The sequence below is a fragment of the Streptomyces sp. NPDC052682 genome (assembly GCF_040678435.1).
In the GTDB taxonomy this organism is placed as follows: domain Bacteria; phylum Actinomycetota; class Actinomycetes; order Streptomycetales; family Streptomycetaceae; genus Streptomyces.
This window is the reverse complement of sequence record NZ_JBFATS010000009.1, coordinates 62,042-79,896: the sequence shown is the minus strand read 5'-3', so window position 1 is coordinate 79,896 and position 17,855 is coordinate 62,042. Positions and strand designations below refer to the sequence as shown.

At 72.0% G+C, this 17,855-nt stretch carries 16 protein-coding genes; 9 read left to right on the top strand and 7 right to left on the bottom strand.

Annotated features, from left to right (window positions below; translation table 11 throughout):
• Positions 1–125 precede the first annotated feature (125 nt).
• Entirely contained in the window at positions 126–743 is a 618-nt protein-coding gene (locus AB0K80_RS16075) for a DinB family protein (protein ID WP_365669855.1), read from the top strand.
• Positions 744–765: 22 nt separating this feature from the next.
• Here AB0K80_RS16075 and AB0K80_RS16070 read toward each other — a convergent pair whose 3' ends face one another.
• Positions 766–2,211 (bottom strand): glyceraldehyde-3-phosphate dehydrogenase, encoded by a 1,446-nt coding sequence (locus AB0K80_RS16070; protein WP_365669853.1) that lies wholly within the window; start codon positions 2,209–2,211, stop codon positions 766–768.
• 1,204 nt (positions 2,212–3,415) lie between these two features.
• On the opposite strand from AB0K80_RS16070, the gene AB0K80_RS16065 reads away from it, so the two are divergent.
• Positions 3,416–4,177 carry a hypothetical protein gene (locus AB0K80_RS16065; protein WP_365669851.1) on the top strand — a complete coding sequence of 254 codons (762 nt, stop codon included), beginning with the start codon at positions 3,416–3,418 and terminating at the stop codon, positions 4,175–4,177.
• Between the two features lie 120 nt (positions 4,178–4,297).
• The gene (locus AB0K80_RS16060; protein WP_365669849.1) at positions 4,298–5,032 is read left to right on the top strand and encodes a class F sortase; all 735 of its coding nucleotides are present in this window, start codon (positions 4,298–4,300) and stop codon (positions 5,030–5,032) included.
• Here AB0K80_RS16060 and AB0K80_RS16055 read toward each other — a convergent pair.
• Both AB0K80_RS16055 and AB0K80_RS16050 read right to left on the bottom strand, forming a co-directional pair.
• Complete coding sequence (locus AB0K80_RS16055; RefSeq protein ID WP_365669847.1) at positions 5,029–5,898, bottom strand: class II glutamine amidotransferase; 870 nt, start codon at positions 5,896–5,898, stop codon at positions 5,029–5,031. The genes AB0K80_RS16060 and AB0K80_RS16055 overlap by 4 nt on opposite strands.
• Before the next feature lie 83 nt (positions 5,899–5,981).
• On the bottom strand, positions 5,982–7,406 hold the full coding sequence (locus AB0K80_RS16050) for a glutamate decarboxylase (protein WP_365669845.1): 1,425 nt from the start codon (positions 7,404–7,406) through the stop codon (positions 5,982–5,984).
• A gap of 304 nt (positions 7,407–7,710) precedes the next feature.
• Between AB0K80_RS16050 and AB0K80_RS16045 the strand changes: the two genes are divergently transcribed.
• The 3 genes from AB0K80_RS16045 to AB0K80_RS16035 all read left to right on the top strand — a co-directional run bounded on the left by AB0K80_RS16045 (position 7,711) and on the right by AB0K80_RS16035 (position 9,967).
• A complete protein-coding gene (locus AB0K80_RS16045) occupies positions 7,711–8,340 on the top strand; it encodes a hypothetical protein (RefSeq protein ID WP_365669843.1) in 630 nt (209 codons plus the stop codon).
• A gap of 218 nt (positions 8,341–8,558) precedes the next feature.
• On the top strand, positions 8,559–9,305 hold the full coding sequence (locus AB0K80_RS16040) for a universal stress protein (RefSeq protein WP_365669841.1): 747 nt from the start codon (positions 8,559–8,561) through the stop codon (positions 9,303–9,305).
• A 107-nt stretch (positions 9,306–9,412) separates the two neighbouring features.
• Positions 9,413–9,967, top strand: coding sequence for a hypothetical protein (locus AB0K80_RS16035; protein ID WP_365669839.1), 555 nt, complete (start codon positions 9,413–9,415; stop codon positions 9,965–9,967).
• A 484-nt stretch (positions 9,968–10,451) separates the two neighbouring features.
• On the opposite strand, the gene AB0K80_RS16030 is transcribed toward AB0K80_RS16035, so the two are convergent.
• Complete coding sequence (locus tag AB0K80_RS16030) at positions 10,452–11,102, bottom strand: NAD(P)H-dependent oxidoreductase (RefSeq protein ID WP_365669837.1); 651 nt, start codon at positions 11,100–11,102, stop codon at positions 10,452–10,454.
• Positions 11,103–11,203: 101 nt separating this feature from the next.
• Between AB0K80_RS16030 and AB0K80_RS16025 the strand changes: the two genes are divergently transcribed.
• Positions 11,204–11,575: a helix-turn-helix domain-containing protein gene (locus AB0K80_RS16025; RefSeq protein ID WP_365669835.1), complete on the top strand. Its 372-nt coding sequence runs from the start codon at positions 11,204–11,206 to the stop codon at positions 11,573–11,575.
• 113 nt (positions 11,576–11,688) lie between these two features.
• Entirely contained in the window at positions 11,689–13,614 is a 1,926-nt protein-coding gene (htpG, locus tag AB0K80_RS16020; RefSeq protein WP_365669833.1) for a molecular chaperone HtpG, read from the top strand.
• 54 nt (positions 13,615–13,668) lie between these two features.
• Here htpG and AB0K80_RS16015 read toward each other — a convergent pair whose 3' ends face one another.
• The 3 genes from AB0K80_RS16015 to AB0K80_RS16005 are packed head-to-tail and all read right to left on the bottom strand — an operon-like array spanning position 13,669 to position 16,689.
• Positions 13,669–15,162 carry a tripartite tricarboxylate transporter permease gene (locus tag AB0K80_RS16015; RefSeq protein ID WP_365669831.1) on the bottom strand — a complete coding sequence of 498 codons (1,494 nt, stop codon included), beginning with the start codon at positions 15,160–15,162 and terminating at the stop codon, positions 13,669–13,671.
• 1 nt (position 15,163) lies between these two features.
• Positions 15,164–15,703, bottom strand: a complete 540-nt coding sequence (locus AB0K80_RS16010) for a tripartite tricarboxylate transporter TctB family protein (protein ID WP_365669829.1) — start codon at positions 15,701–15,703, stop codon at positions 15,164–15,166.
• Positions 15,703–16,689, bottom strand: coding sequence for a tripartite tricarboxylate transporter substrate binding protein (locus tag AB0K80_RS16005; RefSeq protein WP_365670285.1), 987 nt, complete (start codon positions 16,687–16,689; stop codon positions 15,703–15,705). The genes AB0K80_RS16010 and AB0K80_RS16005 overlap by 1 nt, the downstream gene beginning before the upstream one ends.
• A 362-nt stretch (positions 16,690–17,051) precedes the next feature.
• Between AB0K80_RS16005 and AB0K80_RS16000 the strand changes: the two genes are divergently transcribed.
• Complete coding sequence (locus AB0K80_RS16000) at positions 17,052–17,855, top strand: response regulator (RefSeq protein WP_365669827.1); 804 nt, start codon at positions 17,052–17,054, stop codon at positions 17,853–17,855.

Below are 17,855 nucleotides of genomic sequence, written 5' to 3'. Positions count from 1 at the left end.
GCGTCCGGAGGCGAAATCCACGGGCGGCCTCCGGGCCGGCCGTGACAGGCTGGCGGGCCGCACGAACGACCCTCCGCGCCGAAGACCGGCCCGGAGCGACGGCCGGCCCGCCACAGGAGCACCCCGTGATCCCACCCCGTCTGGCCCCGCTGCTGGACCAGTTCGACTTCGCCCGCGAACGCCTCACCGCCCGTCTGGCCGGACCCGTCATGGACAGCGGCGACGGCACGGACACCGAGGTCGGGCCGCTGAGCGACGAGGAGTACCTCTGGGAGCCGGTGCCGGAGTGCTGGTCGGTACGGCGGCGCGCCGACGGGCCGGGCGCACGGGCCACCCACCTCGCCGGCAAGGGCGACTGGGGACGCGACGCCGCGCCCTACCCGCACCCCTGGCCGCCGCCCTTCACCACCCTCGCGTGGCGTCTGAGCCATCTCACCGAGATGCTGGCCCTGCGCGCCGACCACACGGCCGGCCGCCGCGCCCTGACCCGGGACGACCACGAGGTCGCCGGGGGTGCCACCGCCGCGGTCGCCGCGTTCGACGCCGCGGCCGGGGCCTGGCGCACGGCCCTGCTGGGCGCCGGCGACGCCGCGCTCGACACCGTGGGGTACTGCACCTATCCCCACGGCAGCGACGCCGAGGAGCCGTTCCTCGACATCGTCTGGTGGGTCAACCAGGAGGTGCTCCACCACGGTGCCGAGATCGCCCTGCTCCGCGACCTGTACCGGGCGCGGCGCCGCTGACCGGGGAACGGCGGCCGGCGGGTCAGGCCGCCGGGGCCGGGTACGTCGGGTACTCCACGCCCGAGACGTACTGGACGACGCGGATGACCTGGCAGGAGTAGCCGAACTCGTTGTCGTACCACAGGTAGAGGATCGCGTTGTCGCCGTCCACCTTGGTGGCGCCGGCGTCGACGATCGAGGCGTGCCGGGAGCCGATGAAGTCGCTGGAGACCGCGTCGGGGGCGCTGATGAAGTCGATCTGGCGCTTCAGCGGCGACGTCAGCGAGACGTTGCGCAGGTAGTCGAGGACCTCCTGACGGGTGGTCTCGCGGGCGAGCTGGAGGTTGAGGATCGCGATCGAGACGTCCGGCACCGGGACGCGGATCGAGCTGCCGGTGATCTTCGCCTTGAGGTCGGGCAGCGCCTTGGCCACGGCGGAGGCGGCGCCCGTCTCGGTGATGACCATGTTGAGCGGCGCGCTGCGGCCGCGGCGCTCGGACTTGTGGTAGTTGTCCAGCAGGTTCTGGTCGTTGGTGAACGAGTGGACCGTCTCCACGTGCCCGCGCAGCACCCCGAACTCGTCGTCCATCGCCTTCAGCGGCGGGACGATCGCGTTGGTGGTGCAGGACGCGCAGGACAGGATCCGCTCGTCCGGCTTGATGGTGTCGTGGTTGACGCCGTGCACGATGTTCGGGACGTCGCCCTTGCCCGGCGCGGTCAGCACCACCTTGTCGACGCCGGGACGCAGGTGCTGGGACAGGCCCTCGCGGTCGCGCCACTTGCCGGTGTTGTCGATGAGGATGGCGTCCTTGATGCCGTACGCGGTGTAGTCGACCTCGGAGGGGTCGTTCGCGTAGATCACCTTGATCTCGTTGCCGTTGGCGAGGATCGTGCTGTTCGCCTCGTCGACGGTGATGGTGCCCTGGAACTGGCCGTGGATGGAGTCGCGGCGCAGCAGCGAGGCCCGCTTGACGATGTCCTGCTCACCACCCCCCCGCACCACGATGGCGCGCAGCCGCAGCCCGTTGCCCGAGCCGGCCTTCTCGATGAGCAGGCGGGCCACGAGCCGGCCGATGCGGCCGAAGCCGTACAGGACGACGTCGCGCGGCTCGCGGCGCTCGATCTTGTTGGCGCCGGTCGCTCCGGCGACGGCCTCGGCGGTGAACTCGTGCACCGTCAGGCCGCGGTCGTCGCTCCGGTACGTCGCGGCCAGCATGCCGATGTCGATCTGGGACGGGCCCAGGTCGAGCGCGGTGAGGGCCTGCAGAAACGGCATCGTCTCGGTGACCGAGAGCTCCTCACCGGCGATCTGCCGGGCGAATCGGTGGGTCTTGAGGATGCTGACCACCGACTTGTTCACCAGGGAGCGGCTGTGCAGCAGGACGGTGACGTCCCGCTCCCGGTGCAGCCTCCCGATGATCGGGATCATCGACTCCGCGATCTCCTCGCGGTTCTTCCAGTTGGTGAACGAGTCGTCGTTGACAGTCACAGGCTTATCTTTCGAGCTAGGCGGCTCTTTCGAGCTAAGCGGCGCTCATATGCTAACCGCACGGGTTTCCGGGTGATGCGTGGGGTGGTGTGGGGTTGATTGTCCGGAATGTGTCGCTGGTGCCGGGGTGGCACGGGGATCGGCGGTGACCACGTCCGGGCGATCGCCGGGCCCGGCACGTCGAGGTGGGCAACGCCAGTACCAGCGTGTGTCCGGTCAGGGCCTGGGGGGGCGGCCACCGGGATGGCCGGAGCGGCAGGGGCGGGGGCGGACCGTGGCGCGGCGTGATCGCGCAGCACCACGAGCGGCCTGACGCGCCGGGCTGTGCGTGCCCCGCCGCGCCCGGCGCGTCGACGCATACGAGGGACAGCAGGAGGCCGCCCTTCAGGGTATGGCGGCTGCGGCAGGGCGTGGCGGCGACCAGCCGGAACTCGGCCCGCGGCAGCGCCACGGCGGAAGCGCCGGACGCGAGCCGGCAGCAACCCCTGGTGGGCGGGCCTCCTGCCCGGCCCTGCCGTGCGCCCTCCTGCTCGGGTTGCTGCCCTGCCGGGTAGGCACCTGCCCGGCCCTGCCGCCCGGGTTCCCGCCTGCCCGGCCCTGCCGCCTGTGGCCTCCTGCTCGGGCTCCCGCCCGGCTCTCCTGCCCTACCCTCCCGCCGGCCTTCCCTTGCGGTCTTCTGCCCGGCGCTCCCGTGTGGCCTCCGGCCTGGGCGTCTGCCCGACCCTGCCGCCCGGGCTCCCGCTTGGGCTCCCACCTGGCCCGTTCCGCCCGGTGCCCCTGGCGGCCTGTGCGGAGTCGGGCGGTGCCCGGTTGGGGGCGGTGGTCAGGTCGGTGGGTGGCTGACGTGCCGGCGCCTGGGAGGCGGGCGTACGCCCACGGTCAGCGCCACCGCATGGTGCGACGTGTGAGCACGCCCCGGTCGCGCGAGGGTCTCTCCACGCGGCTGACCTGGGCAGATTGCCGCTGCCTGGGGTGTACCCCTGCGCGTGCGAGGGGCGTCGACGGGCTGGGGCCGGTCCGTCGGGGTGGGAGGGCGGGTGCTCCGGAGGAGTGGTGCAGTAGCCCGAGTGAGCGCCCCTGGTAGCCCATGTGAGCGCCTCGGATGGTGCGCCCGCGTGGGATCACTGACGGTGGTTCACGTCGAGACCGCGATGTGTCAGCTGATGAAGTGTCAGCTCCGCGGCTGCGACGGAAGGACTTTCAGATGCGCTCTGCCCGCATGCTGCTCGCCACCGCGACGGCCACGGCCGCGCTGGCGATCGCCGCGCCCACCGCTTCCGCGACGGTCTGGTGGGACCACGAAGACAGTTCCTACGGCAAGGAGCACGACTCACACGGCAAGCACCACAAGCCCCATGGCGGGACGCACACGGGTGGCGGAGCGCTCGCCTCGGTGAGTGGGGACGACTGGGGCACCGGCAAGGAGTCGGCGCCCGAGGAGTCCGGCAAGGAGGAGTCCGGCAAGGAGGAGTCCGGCAAGGAGGAGTCCGGCAAGGAGGAGTCCGGCAAGGAGGAGTCCGGGGGCTGGGTCAAGGGCGGCCACCACAAGCCGCACGGTGGCGTGCACACCGGTGGCGGCGCGCTCGCCTCGGTGACCGGGGACGACTGGGGCGCCGGCAAGGAGTCCGGCAAGGAGGAGTCCGGGGGCTGGGTCAAGGGCGGCCACCACAAGCCGCACGGCGGTGTCCACACCGGTGGCGGCGCGCTGGCCGCGGTCAACGACTGGGACGGCGGCAAGGACGAGAAGTACGACCCGGAGACCTACAAGGGCAAGAGCAGCGGCGAGGGCTCCTGGAGCCACAACGGCGGGTCCTGGAAGGGTGGGAAGCCGCACGGCGGCGTGCACACCGGCGGCGGCGCGCTCGCCTCGACGGGTGTCACCACGGGCGGACTCGCCGCCCTGGCCGTCGTCGGCACCGGTCTGTACGCACTGCGCCGCAAGAAGACGGCGCAAGGCGTGGCCTGATCGATGCCCGGCGTCATAGCCGCCGCGGCCGCCGCCACACGCTCACCCCGTGTCGCGGCGGCCCGGCCCGCCCTCCCGAGTGTCGTGTCCGCTGCCGTGCCCGAATGAGGTGGTGTCCCGATGGCAGCCAACCCTCCCGCCGCTCCCGACGACGACCCGCAGCCCACGCCGCGCAGACCCCGCCGGGGCGTAGCGGCGCTGTTCTGGGGCGCGGTCGCCCTGGTGCTGGCGGTGCACCTGCTCGGCGGCCGTGACGGGTCGCCGGAGTCCGACTCCGCGCCGTACGCGCCGCCCGCCGCGGTGACGGAGCCGCTGCCTCGCACGGACGCCTCCCGCGGGGCGGACGACTCCCGCCAGGCCGAACCGTTCCGCCGCACGGACGAGACCGCCACCGGCAAGCAGCTGCCGCGCTCGAGGCCCACCCGGCTGGTCATCCCGAAGATCGCCGTCGACGCGCCCTTCACCGACCTCGCCCTCAACCGCACCGGCCAGCTCGAGCCCCCGCCGGCCCACGACACCAACCTCGTCGGCTGGTACGCCGAGGGCGCCTCCCCCGGCGAGCGGGGCACCTCGATCATCGCCGGCCACGTCGACACGATGACGTCGGCGGCCGTGTTCGTCCGGCTCGTCGAACTGAAGAAGGGCGACACGTTCCATGTGCTGCGCGCCGACGGGAAGAAGGCGACGTTCCGGGTGTACCACACGGAGTCCTTCGCCAAGGACCGCTTCCCCGACGACCGCGTGTACGCCGACGCCGACCGCGCCGAGGTCCGCCTGATCACCTGCGCGGGCGCCTACGACCGCCAGGCCAGGGACTACACCGAGAACCTCGTCGTCTTCGCCCACCTGATCTAGGCGGCTTTCTGGGAGGCTGCGGCGTCCGGGCGCAGGTCGTCGAGGGCGAGCTGGTGTGCCGGGGGGTCGGGAAGGACCAACTGGCGGGTGGTGCGCAGGTCGGCGCCGACGTGGAGCAGTTCGCCGGGCTGCATCTCGCGCCAGTGGGGGTTGTCGTCCATGCGTTCACTGGCGACGACGACGGAAGGGTGATCGGCCAGGGGCGCTGAATGGACACGCATACGGCCGTGACTGCCGCTGTGGTCGAGATGCCGGCTGCCGTGCTGCCCGCCCGCCCGCCGCTCAAGGACGTACAGGGCGTGGGTCTCCGGGTAGCGCAGCGCCCACAGCTCGTCGCGGGTGATGAGGATCAGGTTGAGGGCGTAGACGGGCAGGTTCCCGGCGATCCAGCGGGCGGCCTGCTCGATCCCGGCGGAGACGTCCCCGCCGTGCTCGCGGGTCCGGCGGGTGATCAGGGCGAAGAACCTCTCGGAATCGGTGTCGCCCTGGACCAGCGAGCGGTCCCCGCCGAGGTGGTCGTCGAGCTGGTCGAGCCCCTCGATGACCCCGTTGTGCGCGAAGAGCCGGCCCTCCTGCTCGAAGGGGTGGGTGTTGCGCGCGTCGAGACTGCCGGTGGAGGCGTAGCGCACATGGGCGAGGAAGGTCGCCGACTCCTCCTGCCGGGCCTCCCGTGCGAAGGCCCGGTCCTGGTAGGCCGCGATGGGTGCCTTGTCGACGCGCGGGGTGCCGTCGGCGGCGTAGTACCCCAGGCCGGTGCCGTCCGGATCCTTGTGGCTCTGCCGGCTGAGGCTGTCGGGGGCGTCCAGCAACCAGAAGGTGGCGTGCGCGCGCCGCGGTGCGCAGCTGAGACCGAAAAGGCGGCACATGGTTCCTCCTCCGAGCGGCGGCCGGGCGGTCCGCCGCAGGTGCGTCGGTGGTCGGCGTGCGGGTCGGGAGCCGCTGACCCGGGTCAGCGGGGGTTCCGGCGGCGGGACTTCTTGCCCTGCGCGCCGTGGGCGAACGCGCCGGTGTCCGCGGCGTCGCGGTGGGGTTCACCCTGCTTGTCGAGCCGGGGCAGGACGTGACGCAGGTCCTCCAGGAGGAGGTCGGCCAGGTCGTGGCTGAAGCCGTTGCGGACCACGACGCGCAGGGCGGCGAGGTCGGTGCGGTTCTCGGGGAAGGTGTAGGCGGGCACCAGCCAGCCGCGCTCGCGCAGGGCGGCGGACACGTCGAAGACACTGAAGTGGTCGATGCCCTCCCGCATCCGGAAGGCGAAGACCGGGATGTCGCTGCCGTCGGTGATCAGTTCGAACGGGCCGAGCTCCGCGATCTCCCGGGCCAGCCGGGTGGCGACGTCGCGGCAGGTCTGCTGGACGCGCCGGTAACCGTCGAAGCCCAGGCGCAGGAAGTTGTAGTACTGGGCGACCACCTGCGCGCCCGGGCGTGAGAAGTTGAGCGCGAAGGTCGGCATGTCGCCGCCGAGGTAGTTGACGTGGAAGACCAGGTCGTCGGGGAGGGCGTCCTTGGCACGCCACAGGGCCCAGCCGACGCCCGGCATGACGAGGCCGTACTTGTGGCCGGAGGTGTTGATGGACGCCACGCGCGGCAACCGGAAGTCCCACACCAGATCCGGGTCGAGGAACGGAGCGATCAACGCCCCGGACGCGCCGTCGACGTGGACAGGGATGTCCAGCCCGGTGCGGGACTGCAGGTCGTCCAGGGCCGCGGCGATGTCGGCCACCGGCTCGTAGCTGCCGTCGAAGGTGGAGCCGAGCACGGCCACCACGCCGATGGTGTTCTCATCGCACAGTTCGACCGCTGTATCGGGTGTGAGGTGATAGCGGTCGCCCTCCATCGGCACGTAGCGGGGTTCCACCTCGAAGTAGTCGGCGAACTTCTCCCAGCAGATCTGCACGTTGACGCCCATCACCAGGTTGGGCCGGTCGGTGGGCTTGCCCTCGGCGCGGCGCCGGTGCTGCCAGCGCCGCTTGAGCGCCAGCCCGCCCAGCATGGCCGCCTCGCTGGATCCGGTGGTCGAGCAGCCCATCGCCTGGCGGGGATCGGGGGCGTTCCAGAGCCTGGCGAGCATGTGCACGCACCGGCTCTCCAGTTCCGCGGTCTGCGGATACTCGTCCTTGTCGATCATGTTCTTCTCGGCGCACTCGGCCATCAGGCGCCGGGCCTGGGGTTCGGCCCAGGTGGAGACGAACGTCGCCAGGTTCTGCCGGGCATTGCCGTCGAGCATCAGCTCGTCGTGCACCACCTGGTAGGCGGTGTCCGGTTCCATCTCCCCCTCGGGCATCGCGTACCGGGGCACATGGACGGGTTCGCGGCTGAAGACCGGGTTGATCTGCAGGTCGCGGCTCTCATGGCGGTCATCGTGCTGCACCGACATACGCGCTCGGCCTTTCTGCTCGGTGGGGACGGCCCCGACGACAGTTCCACCATCTCGGACCGGCGAATCGGGCAGATCGGGCCACACCGCAGACGGGTGCACGTGGCCGCCCCTTCGGCCTCCGTCCGGCGGCGTGTGCTGTGTCACGACCCGGCCACGACCTGGTGACGGCGGCAACCGCCGATTGGCCGAAAATCGTTTGTGCCTGCGACAGTCACCGCCATCACCACTCGCAGACAGGATCACCATGGCCGCCTTCATTAAGTCCGACCGACACAGACCGGGCACCGTTCTCCGTACGACCGTGATCAGCGCCTTTGCCGCCGTCCTTGCGGTGGTGCTCACGGCCTGCAACGGAGACGGACCCTCGACGGCAGCCCCCGCGGGCGGGAAGACCGCGACGGCGAAGCCGGGCGGCAGCGGTCCGGGGACCGGATCCGGTACCCCGACGGCCGGCGCCAAGCCCGCGGGCAAGCCCACGACGGGCACGGGCAGCGGCGGATCGTCGGGTTCCGCAGCACCCCAGCCTGCCGCCTCGGCCCCGGCGCAGGCCGAGCCGGCCGCCTCCGGCGGCTCGGACGACGGCTGCGACCACAAGATGCCCATCTCACCCGACGAGGTGGCGGTCTACCGCTACACCCCCGAAGGGGGCTCCCTCAGCCTGATCGTCAAGCACGGGAACTGGGGCTGCGGCCCCGCGGACTCCGACGGCGCACCCTTCGAGACGGTGGGCAAGGAGACGTACATCCCCATGGACCAGGCGGCGTACGTCACCGTCACCAACCCCATCGTGGAGAGCACCGAGAACCAGCACATCGGTGTCCAGGAGTTCCTCGACTGGCTGGAAGCCCACCCGAACAGCGGACTGGTGTTCACGTACCACCTGGGTGCCGACGGGGCGATCGACCGTCTGGACGAGGTGTTCACTCCCTGACGCGGCCGCGCCGCGCGGCCGCACGGCCGGAGGGCGTCCGTCTGGTGGCGCGACGGCCGGCGCGCTGAGCGTGGAAGGCGCGAGGGCGCCGGTCCCGGACCCACCGTCCCGCCTGTGCCAGGGACGGTCGGGAGCCGGTCCGGGACCAGTGGCCCCTACGGTCGCCGGGGCCTGCCCGCAAGGATCGAATCGGGCCCCTACTTCCGGAGGTTGAGAACATGTCCCGCACCATCACCGTAGGTCTCGACGGTTCCCTGGAGAGCCGAGCCGCCGCCGAATGGGCGGCCAGGGAGGCAAAGCTGCGTGGGCTGCCGCTCAAGCTCGTCCACGTATGGCAGCCGGTGCCGGAGCCCCTTGCCCAGGCGCCGCTTCTCGGCGCCGAAACCCACCAGCACTGGACCGAGCGGATCCCGCGCGAAGCCGCCGAGGGGCTGCGGCTGCGGCACCCCGGCGTCGAGGTGAGCACCCAGCAACTCTCCGGCAACCCGGCCGAGGCACTGTGCTCGGCCCTGAAGGATGCCGAGTTGCTGGCCCTGGGATCGCGTGGCATGAGCGGGATCGGTGGCTTCCTGGTCGGATCCGTCGGCCTGGCGGTCCTGGCGCACGCCGAACGGCCCGTGGTCCTGGTCCGCGGGGGAGAACAGGCGGCCGACGAGCACGAGAAGGACCCGGTCGGTATCCCGTCGACCGCGGCCGCCTACCGTCCCGTGGTGCTCGGCCTGGACACCGGCAGCCCGGACGAGGCGCTGATCGAGTTCGCGTTCGACGCGGCGGCCCGGCGGGCCACGCCCCTGCGGGTCGTCCATGGCTGGAACCCGCCGACGTACTACGCCTACGGGGTGTCCGCCGACCCGGCGTCGGGCCGTCGCGTTCGCCGCAGCCCGTTCGGCATCCACATCGGCCCCGTCACCCACGCCGTTGTGCACCACGCCACCGCACCCGTCGCCGTCGTCCCGCACGACTGACCCGTCCGCTGCTCGGCCGCGCCGGGCGTGCGGGCGGCGCTCGGAGCCGACGCTGAAGCGGCACGGCGGGGCGACGCCCGGGGCCGTGGAGCCCCGGCCTGCGCGGCGTGCCGCGTCGGCCGGCGCAGGCCCGCATCGGGCGGGTCGCCGGGCCGGAGGGTGATCCGAGTCTGGCCGGGACGTGGCCGGTGCTGGTCGGGGCGGGGATGGCGGAGGGGGCCCTGCTGGGTGGGGCGCAGGCCCACGTGCTGCATCAGGTGCTGCCCGATCTGCGGCGGCGCCACTGGGTGACCGCCACCGCGGTGGCGGCGGGCTGTGCCTGGCTGCTGGGACTGCTGCCCTCAGCGGTGGTTCCGCATGTCGGGGGTTGGCCTGTGGCGGCCGGCCTGGCGGTCGTCGACGGCCTGCTTCTGCTGCTGAGCCTGGGCATCGCGCAGTGGTGGGTGCTGCGGCGGCATGTCCTGGGCGCCGGGACATGGATCTGGGCCACCGCGGTCGCCTGGCTCGCGGGGCTGGTCGTCTTCTGCTCGGCCGCCATGCCGTTGTGGCATCCGGGCCAGTCTCCCGTCGTGATCGCGGGTATAGGCGCCCTGGCCGGGATGCTCATGGCGGGCACGGTGGCCGCAGTCACCGGAGCGGCGTTGGTCCGCCTGACGAGATGATGAGCTGGTCTGCGGCGCTGTGGGACGTCCACATGACCCACGCCCGCCGAACACCCCCGCGTACACCGGTGCGGCCCACGGCGCGCCGGCGCCGTCCGAGCCGCTCGGCCGCAGGGATCGACGGCCGGCCAGGCACCCGGCTTCTGCTGGGGGAGGGGACAGCCCGGCGTGCCGGACGTCGAGGCCGGGCCGGCCACCACGGCGGGCACGGCCTGCCGGCGGGCCGTCGCGGCACACGCCCGAGGACCCCGACCGCCTCTCGACGCGCTGCGGGAGGACCAACTGAACCGTCAGGAGGGCTGAGCGCCCCACGGCAGACGGGCCGCGGCCGGTGCGATGACCGGCCGCGGCCCGCGGTCGTGCGCCCTGTCCGGCGGCGCGGCCGGGGGCGATCCGGCCGGTGCGAGCGCCCGTTGAAGATGAGCAGGCGAGGCAAGCGGACCGCCCGCGGCGCGTCAGAAGGAACAGGGCCTTGGCAGGGCGGTTACGCGGCGAGGCGCTGGGCGAGGCTCTTGGCCTTGGCCGCGGCCTCCTGCAGGGCGCGCTCACGGGAGGCCTCGTAGAGGGGGACCAACTCGGCCATCGCCGGGTTCTGCGGGGCCATGGTCAGCTCCGGGACGATGAAGTCGAGCTCCATGCCGAGGAAGTCGACCAGCAGGGCCGACAGGTAGTTCTGCACGTACTCGTACGGCTCGCGCGGCGTGCCCGGGCCGTAGGCGCCGCCGCGGCTGGCGACGACGGTCACCGGGGTGCCCTTGGCCGACTGTGCCTCGCCCGCGGTACGGCCGAACAGGACGACGTTGTCCAGCCAGGCCTTCAGCGTCGAGGGCACCGTGAGGTTGTACATCGGGGCACCGATCAGCACCGCGTCGGCCCGCTCGAGCTCCTCGATCAGCTTGACGCGCTCGGCGAAGGCGGCGGCCTGCTCGGGGGTGTGCGTCGCCGGATCGGCGAACCCGGCCGTGTGGGCGTCGGCGGTGATGTGTGGCACCGGGTCCACGGAGAGGTCGCGGTAGATCACCGTGCCCTCCGGGTGCTGTTCCTCCCAGGTGGTGCGGAACGCCCGCGTCACGGCCCGGGACGCGGACGCGGAGGCGGGGAACACGGACGAGTCGATGTGCAGCAGCGTGGCCATGCGGAACTCCCAGTAAGGCGGTGAGACTTCGTACTCGACTATGAATAACACAGGGGCTTACTTTTTTTCATCCCCCTACGGGGTCGCAGTATCCTGACCGCATGACGATCGAGCCGGACCACGACGTGGGCGCGTGCAAGCGGGTGGACAAGGGCATCTCCCGCGTCTTCCAGCTGCTCGGCAAGCGCTGGACCGGCCCGATCGTCGCCGTGCTGCTGGATCAGCCCGCCCACTTCACCGACCTGCGCAGGGCGATCCCCGGCATCAGCGAGCGCATGCTCTCCGACCGGCTCACCGAACTCGGCGCGGCGGGACTCGTGCTGCGCGAGGTCGAGGAGGGTCCGCCGCTGCGGGTCCGCTACCGGCTCACCGAGGCCGGGGCCGCCCTGCGGTCCGCGCTGCAGGAGCTCGGGGAGTGGGCCGAGAAGCACCTGCCGGAGCATCCGCCGTGCGGGGAGCGGTTCCGGGGGTGAGCGCCGTCGTGCCACACCAGCTCCGGCAACGGCACCACCCGGACTGACATGCTGTTTTACAGTGATTACCACCAGTTCCGGCGACTTACGGACCCGTGAGGTAATCGCGAACCATGCCGACCGAAACCTTCGAGTTCCAGGTGGAGGCGCGTCAGCTGCTCCAGCTGATGATCCACTCGGTCTACTCGAACAAGGACGTGTTCCTGCGCGAGCTCGTCTCCAACGCCTCCGACGCGCTCGACAAGCTGCGCCTGGAGAAGCTGCGGGACGACACCCTCGACGCCGACGTCTCCGACCTGCACATCGAGATCGAGATCGACAAGGACGCCCGTACCCTCACCGTGCGGGACAACGGCATCGGGATGTCGTACGACGAGGTCGGGCAGCTCATCGGCACCATCGCCAACTCGGGCACGGCCACGTTCCTGAAGGAACTGAAGGAGGCCAAGGACGCGGCGGGCGCCGACCAGCTGATCGGCCAGTTCGGTGTCGGTTTCTACTCCGCCTTCATGGTGGCGGACGAGGTGACCCTGGTGACCCGGCGCGCCGGCGAGCGGCAGGGCACCCGCTGGTCGTCCCGGGGTGAGGGCACCTACACGCTGGAGAGCGTCGAGGACGCCCCGCAGGGCACCGCCGTCACGCTGCACCTCAAGCCCGCGGACCCCGAGAACCAGCTGCACGACTACACCGTCACCTGGAAGATCCGGGAGATCGTCAAGCGGTACTCGGACTTCATCACCTGGCCGATCCGCCTCGTCCCCGAGAAGACGGAGAAGACGGAGAAGACGGACGGCGACGACGGCGACCAGGCCCCCGAGCCCGAGACGCTGAACTCCCAGAAGGCCCTGTGGGCCCGCTCGCGGGAGGAGGTGTCCGACGACGAGTACCACGAGCTGTACAAGCACATCAGCCACGACTGGCGCGACCCGCTGGAGACCGTCCGGCTCCAGGCCGAGGGCACCTTCGAGTACCAGGCGCTGCTGTTCATCCCCGGGCACGCCCCGCACGACCTGTTCACCCAGGGCTACCAGCGCGGCCTGCAGCTGTACGTCAAGCGCGTCTTCATCATGGACGACTGCGAGGCCCTGCTCCCGCCCTACCTGCGCTTCGTCAAGGGCGTCGTGGACGCGGCGGACCTGTCGCTCAACGTCTCCCGCGAGATCCTCCAGCAGGACCGGCACATCCGGATGATGCAGCGCCGGCTCACCAAGAAGGTCCTGTCCACGGTCAAGGACATGAAGGCCAAGGACCCGGACAAGTACGCCACCTTCTGGCGGGAGTTCGGCGCGGTCCTCAAGGAGGGCCTGATCACCGACGCCGAGAACCGGGACGCGATCCTCGCCGTCGCCTCCTTCGCCACCACCCACGGCGACGACGACCCGACCACGCTCAAGGCCTACGTGGAGCGGATGAAGGACGGGCAGGAGGACATCTACTACCTCACCGGCGCCTCCCGGCAGAGCATCGAGAACTCCCCGCACATGGAGGCCTTCCGCGCCAAGGGCATCGAGGTGCTGCTGCTCACCGACCCGGTCGACGAGGTGTGGGTCGACGCCGTCGGCGAGTTCGAGGGCAGGAAGCTGCGGTCCGTCGCCAAGGGCGAGATCGACCTCGACGCGAAGGACGAGGAGAAGACCGAGGACGAGAAGGAGAAGCAGGCCGAGGAGTACGGCGGTCTGCTCGGCTGGATGAAGGAGCGGCTGGCGGAGGACGTAAAGGAGGTCCGCCTGTCCTCCCGTCTGACGACGTCCCCGGCCTGCCTCGTCTCCGACGCGCACGACCTCACCCCGGCGCTGGAGAACATGTACCGCGCGATGGGCCAGGAGGTGCCGCGCACCCGGCGCATCCTCGAGCTCAACCCGGACCACATGCTGGTCAAGGGCCTGAACCAGGCGTACAAGGAGCACGCCGACAAGGCGGAGCTCGCCGAGACCGCCGAGCTGCTGCACGCCCTGGCGGTGCTCGCCGAGGGCGGTCAGCCGAAGGAACCGGCCCGGTTCGTCAAGCTGGTGGCGGACCGGCTGGAACGCACGCTGTAGCTCCACCGCGGACCGCCGGCCCGCCCCCAGGGGAGTGGGGCGGGCCGCCGGCCGTCAGGCCCGGGCCCGCTCGCGGGTCACGAGCCGCTTCAGCAGCGGCCAGGCCAGCAGCACCGCGATCACCGCGTACACGGTCACCGCGAACGGCGTGTCGACCAGGCCCGTGACGCTGCCGTCGCTGATCTGCAGGGCGCGGCGCAGCTGCTGTTCGGCGTTCGGGCCGAGGATGACACCGATCACGGCGGGCAGGACCGGCAGGCCGTAACGCCGCATCCCGAACCCGATCAGGCCGATGACCAGCAAGGTCACCAGGTCGATCACCTCGCCGCCGACCGCGTACGCGCCGAGCGCCGCGAAGAACAGGATCCCGGCGTACAGGTACGGCCGTGGGATGCGCAGCAGTCTCGCCCACAGCGGCGCCAGCGGCAGGTTCAGCGCGAGCAGCAGCACCATGCCGACGAACAGGGACGCGATCAGGCCCCACACCAGGTCGGGTTCGCGTGCGAAGAGCAGCGGGCCGGGCTGGATGCCGTACTGCTGGAACGCGGCCAGCATCACCGCCGCGACCGCCGTGGTCGGCAGGCCGAGGGTCAGCATCGACACCAGCGTCCCCGCCGCCGAGGCGGAAGCCGCCGCCTCCGGCCCGGCGACGCCCTCGATGGCGCCCTTGCCCCACTCGTCCTGGTGCTTGGACAGGCGCTTCTCCGTGACGTAGGAGAGGAAGGTGGGGATCTCCGCGCCACCGGCGGGGACCGCGCCGAACGGGAAGCCGATGAACGGGCCGCGCGCCCACGCCTTCCAGGTCCGCCGCACATCGTTGCGGCCCAGCCACGGCCGGCCCACCGGGATCGGCTCGGGCGGCCTGCGCCGCAGGTGCGCGGCGACCCACAGCGCCTCGCCGATCGCGAACAGCCCGACCGCGACGATGACCACGTCGATCCCGTCGGCCAGCTGCAGGGAGCCGAATGTCAGGTGCTGCTGGCCGGTCATCTGGTCCAGGCCCACCAGACCGAGCGTGAGGCCGATCAGCAGGGACGCCAGGCCCCGCACGCGGGAGGAGCCCAGCACCGACGTCACCGCGATGAACGCCAGCACCATGATGGCGAAGTAGTCCGGCGCGCCGATGTCCACCGCCAGGTCGGCGACCGTCGGGGCGAGCGCCACCAGCAGCAGCGTGCCCACCATGCCGCCCGCGAAGTGCCCGATGGCGGCGGCCGCGAGCGCCTGCGCGCCCCGGCCGGACTTGGCCATCGGGTTGCCCTCCAGAGCCGCGACGACGGCCGCGCTCTCGCCGGGCGTGTTCAGCAGGATCGAGGTGGTCGAGCCGCCGAACATGGCGCCGTAGTAGATGCCCGCGAACATGATGAACGCGCCGGTGGGTTCGAGCCCGTACGTCACCGGCAGCAGCAGCGCCACCGCCATCGCCGGGCCGATGCCGGGCAGCACCCCGATCGCCGTGCCGAGCAGCACACCGACCGCGGCCCACAGCAGGTTGACCGGGGTCAGGGCCGTACCGAAGCCGTCCCAGAGGGAGGTGAGGGCGTTCATGTCACAGCACTCCCATCAGCGGACCGCCGGGCAGCGGCACTCCGAGCAGGTGGGTGAAGACGGCGTAGGTGACCAGGGACAGGGCCGCCGCGATGAGCGGATCGCGGTCGGTGCTGCGGCTGCCGAGGGCGTAGGCGGCGCCCCAGAACAGCAGCGCCCCGGCGACGGGGAAGCCGAGCGGTTCGATGAGGACGGCCGCGCCGAGGAACACCCCCGCCAGCAGCAGCACCGTGCGCCAGTCGGCGGGTTCCGACAGGTCGACGTCCTCGCCGGTCTCGGCCTGGCCCCGGCCGCCGCGCAGCACGTCGACGGCGAGCAGGGCGGCGATCACCAGCAGGCCGGCGCCGACGACGACCGGGACGGTCCTCGGGCCGACCGGGCCGCGCTGGGTGAGGTCGACGTCCATGGTCAGGGCGTCGGTCAGGACCAGCACACCGAGCGTCAGCAGCAGCGCGCACACGCCGAGTTCGGAGTGGTCGCGCAGCCAGGAACGGCGCTCGGCTCCCGTCCCGGCCGGGGGTGTGTCCGTCCGCGTGCTCATCACAGTCCCAGCTCCTTCAGCACCGCCACCACGCGCTGGTCCTGCGCCTCCAGGAAGGCGCCGAACTTCTCCCCGGTGAGGAAGGCGTCGTCCCAGCCGTTCTGCTTCAGGGACTTCTGCCACTCGTCCGACGCGTGCAGCTCCTCGACGAGGCGGACGAGCTTGCCGCGCTCGGCGTCGCTCAGGCCGGGCGGGGCGACGATGCCGCGCCAGTTGGTGAACTCCACGTCGTAGCCGGACTCCTTCAGCGTCGGCGCGTCCTTCAACTCGTCGACCCGCTCGGGGCCGGTGACGGCCAGGACCCGCAGCTCACCGGCCTTGATCTGGTCCAGGTACTCGCCGACGCCGGACACCCCGAAGGCGACCTTGCCGCCGAGGATCGAGGCGAGCAGCTCGCCGCCGCCGTCGAAGGGGATGTAGTTGACCCGCCGGGGCGCGATCCCGGCCGCCTTCGCCATCAGCATCGGCGCCAGGTGGTCCGGCCCGCCGGGCGACGAGCCGCCGCCCACCGGCAGCTTGCCCGGGCTCTTCCGCCAGGCGCCGATGAGTTCGTCGATCGTCTCGTACGGGGAGTCCCTGGCGACCACGACGACGTCCTGCTCCTCGGTGAGCCGGGCGATCGGAGTGGTGTCCGCGAGGGTCTTCGGGGCGTGGTTGGAGCGGACCGCGCCCACCACACCGAGCCCCATCGTCATGGCGAGCCTGCCGTTGCCGTGCTCGCTCACCAGGCGGCTCAGACCCACCGTGCCGCCCGCGCCGGGCAGGTTGAACACCTCGACGGTGGGGGTGAGTCCGGCGTCCTCGGCGTTCTTCGCGGCCGTACGCGCCGTGATGTCGTAACCGCCGCCGGGCGTGTTGGGGACCATGAAGCGCAGGCCCGGGATCTGCGTGCCGGTCCCGGTGCCGCTGCCGGTGGCCAGCAGCGGCGGACCCACGAGGACGAGCACGGCGGCCCCGAGCAGGGCGAGGGGGGTGCGCAGGCGCACGTGTGCCACCACCTGTCGGTCGATGCGGACGGGTGATCCGGTGGGGGAGCGGGTGACGTGGGCCACATGGTGCCCGCACCCCGGCCGGGTGTCCTCCTTCCGCAACCAACGGAGGTTCTGTTCTTTGTGGTCGCGGGCGGCGCGTGCGCCTGTGTTCCCCTCGTGGCTGTGCCCCTGGCAGGCAGCCGCGAGCTCGTCGCCCACCTGCCGTCCTCGCAGCGACGCGGGTCTGGCGCTCACCCGGCTGGTCTGCGAACGTCACGGCGGTGGAAGCTGGGTGACCCACACCCGACGGGGCGGTGTTCACGCCCCCGCACGACCGTCAGCCACCCCACCGGCGCGGTGGCGGAAGGAGCGAACCGATGAGCAGGGCGCCCGCGGCGGCCGACGTGATCGACGTCCTCGTCGTCGACGACGACTTCATGGTGGCCCGGGTGCACCGCGCCTTCGTGGAGCGCGTCGAGCCGTTCCGGGTCGTCGGCGTCGCCGGCACCGGCGAGCAGGCCGTCACGGCCGTCGACGAACTCCGCCCCGACCTCGTCCTGCTCGACCTGTACCTGCCGGACCTGTTCGGCCTCGACGTCATCCCCCGGCTGCGCACGGCCGGCCACGACTGCGACGTCATGGTGATCAGCGCCGCCCGGGAGGCCGACACGGTGCGCGGCGCCGTCCGGCAGGGCGTCGTCGACTACCTCCTCAAGCCGTTCGCGTTCGAGGACCTGCGCGCCCGCCTGGAGCGGTACGCCGACCGGCGCGGCCGGCTGCTCGGCACGGTCGTGCGCAGCCAGGCCGACGTGGACCGCGTGCTGGCCGGAGCGGCGGCATCCGTTCCCGCCCTGCCCAAGGGCATGAGCGTGGAGACCGCCGAGCTGATCGAACGCACCCTGCGCGAGGCCGACGGCACGCTGTCCGCCACCGAGTGCGCGCGTCTGACCGGCGTCTCCCGCGTCAGCGCCCGCCGCTACCTGGAGTACTTCCACACCGTCGGCAGCGCGGAGGTGTCCCTGCGCTACGGCGTGGCGGGCCGCCCGGAACGCCGCTACCGCTTCCGCGCCCCGGCCACCCGTACCCCGGCCGGCGGGGAGGCCCGGGGCGGCGACGCGGAGCGTCGGCAACCGACGACAACGCCGCGGATGTGCGTGCCAGAGCCCGCGACGCCGGACTGA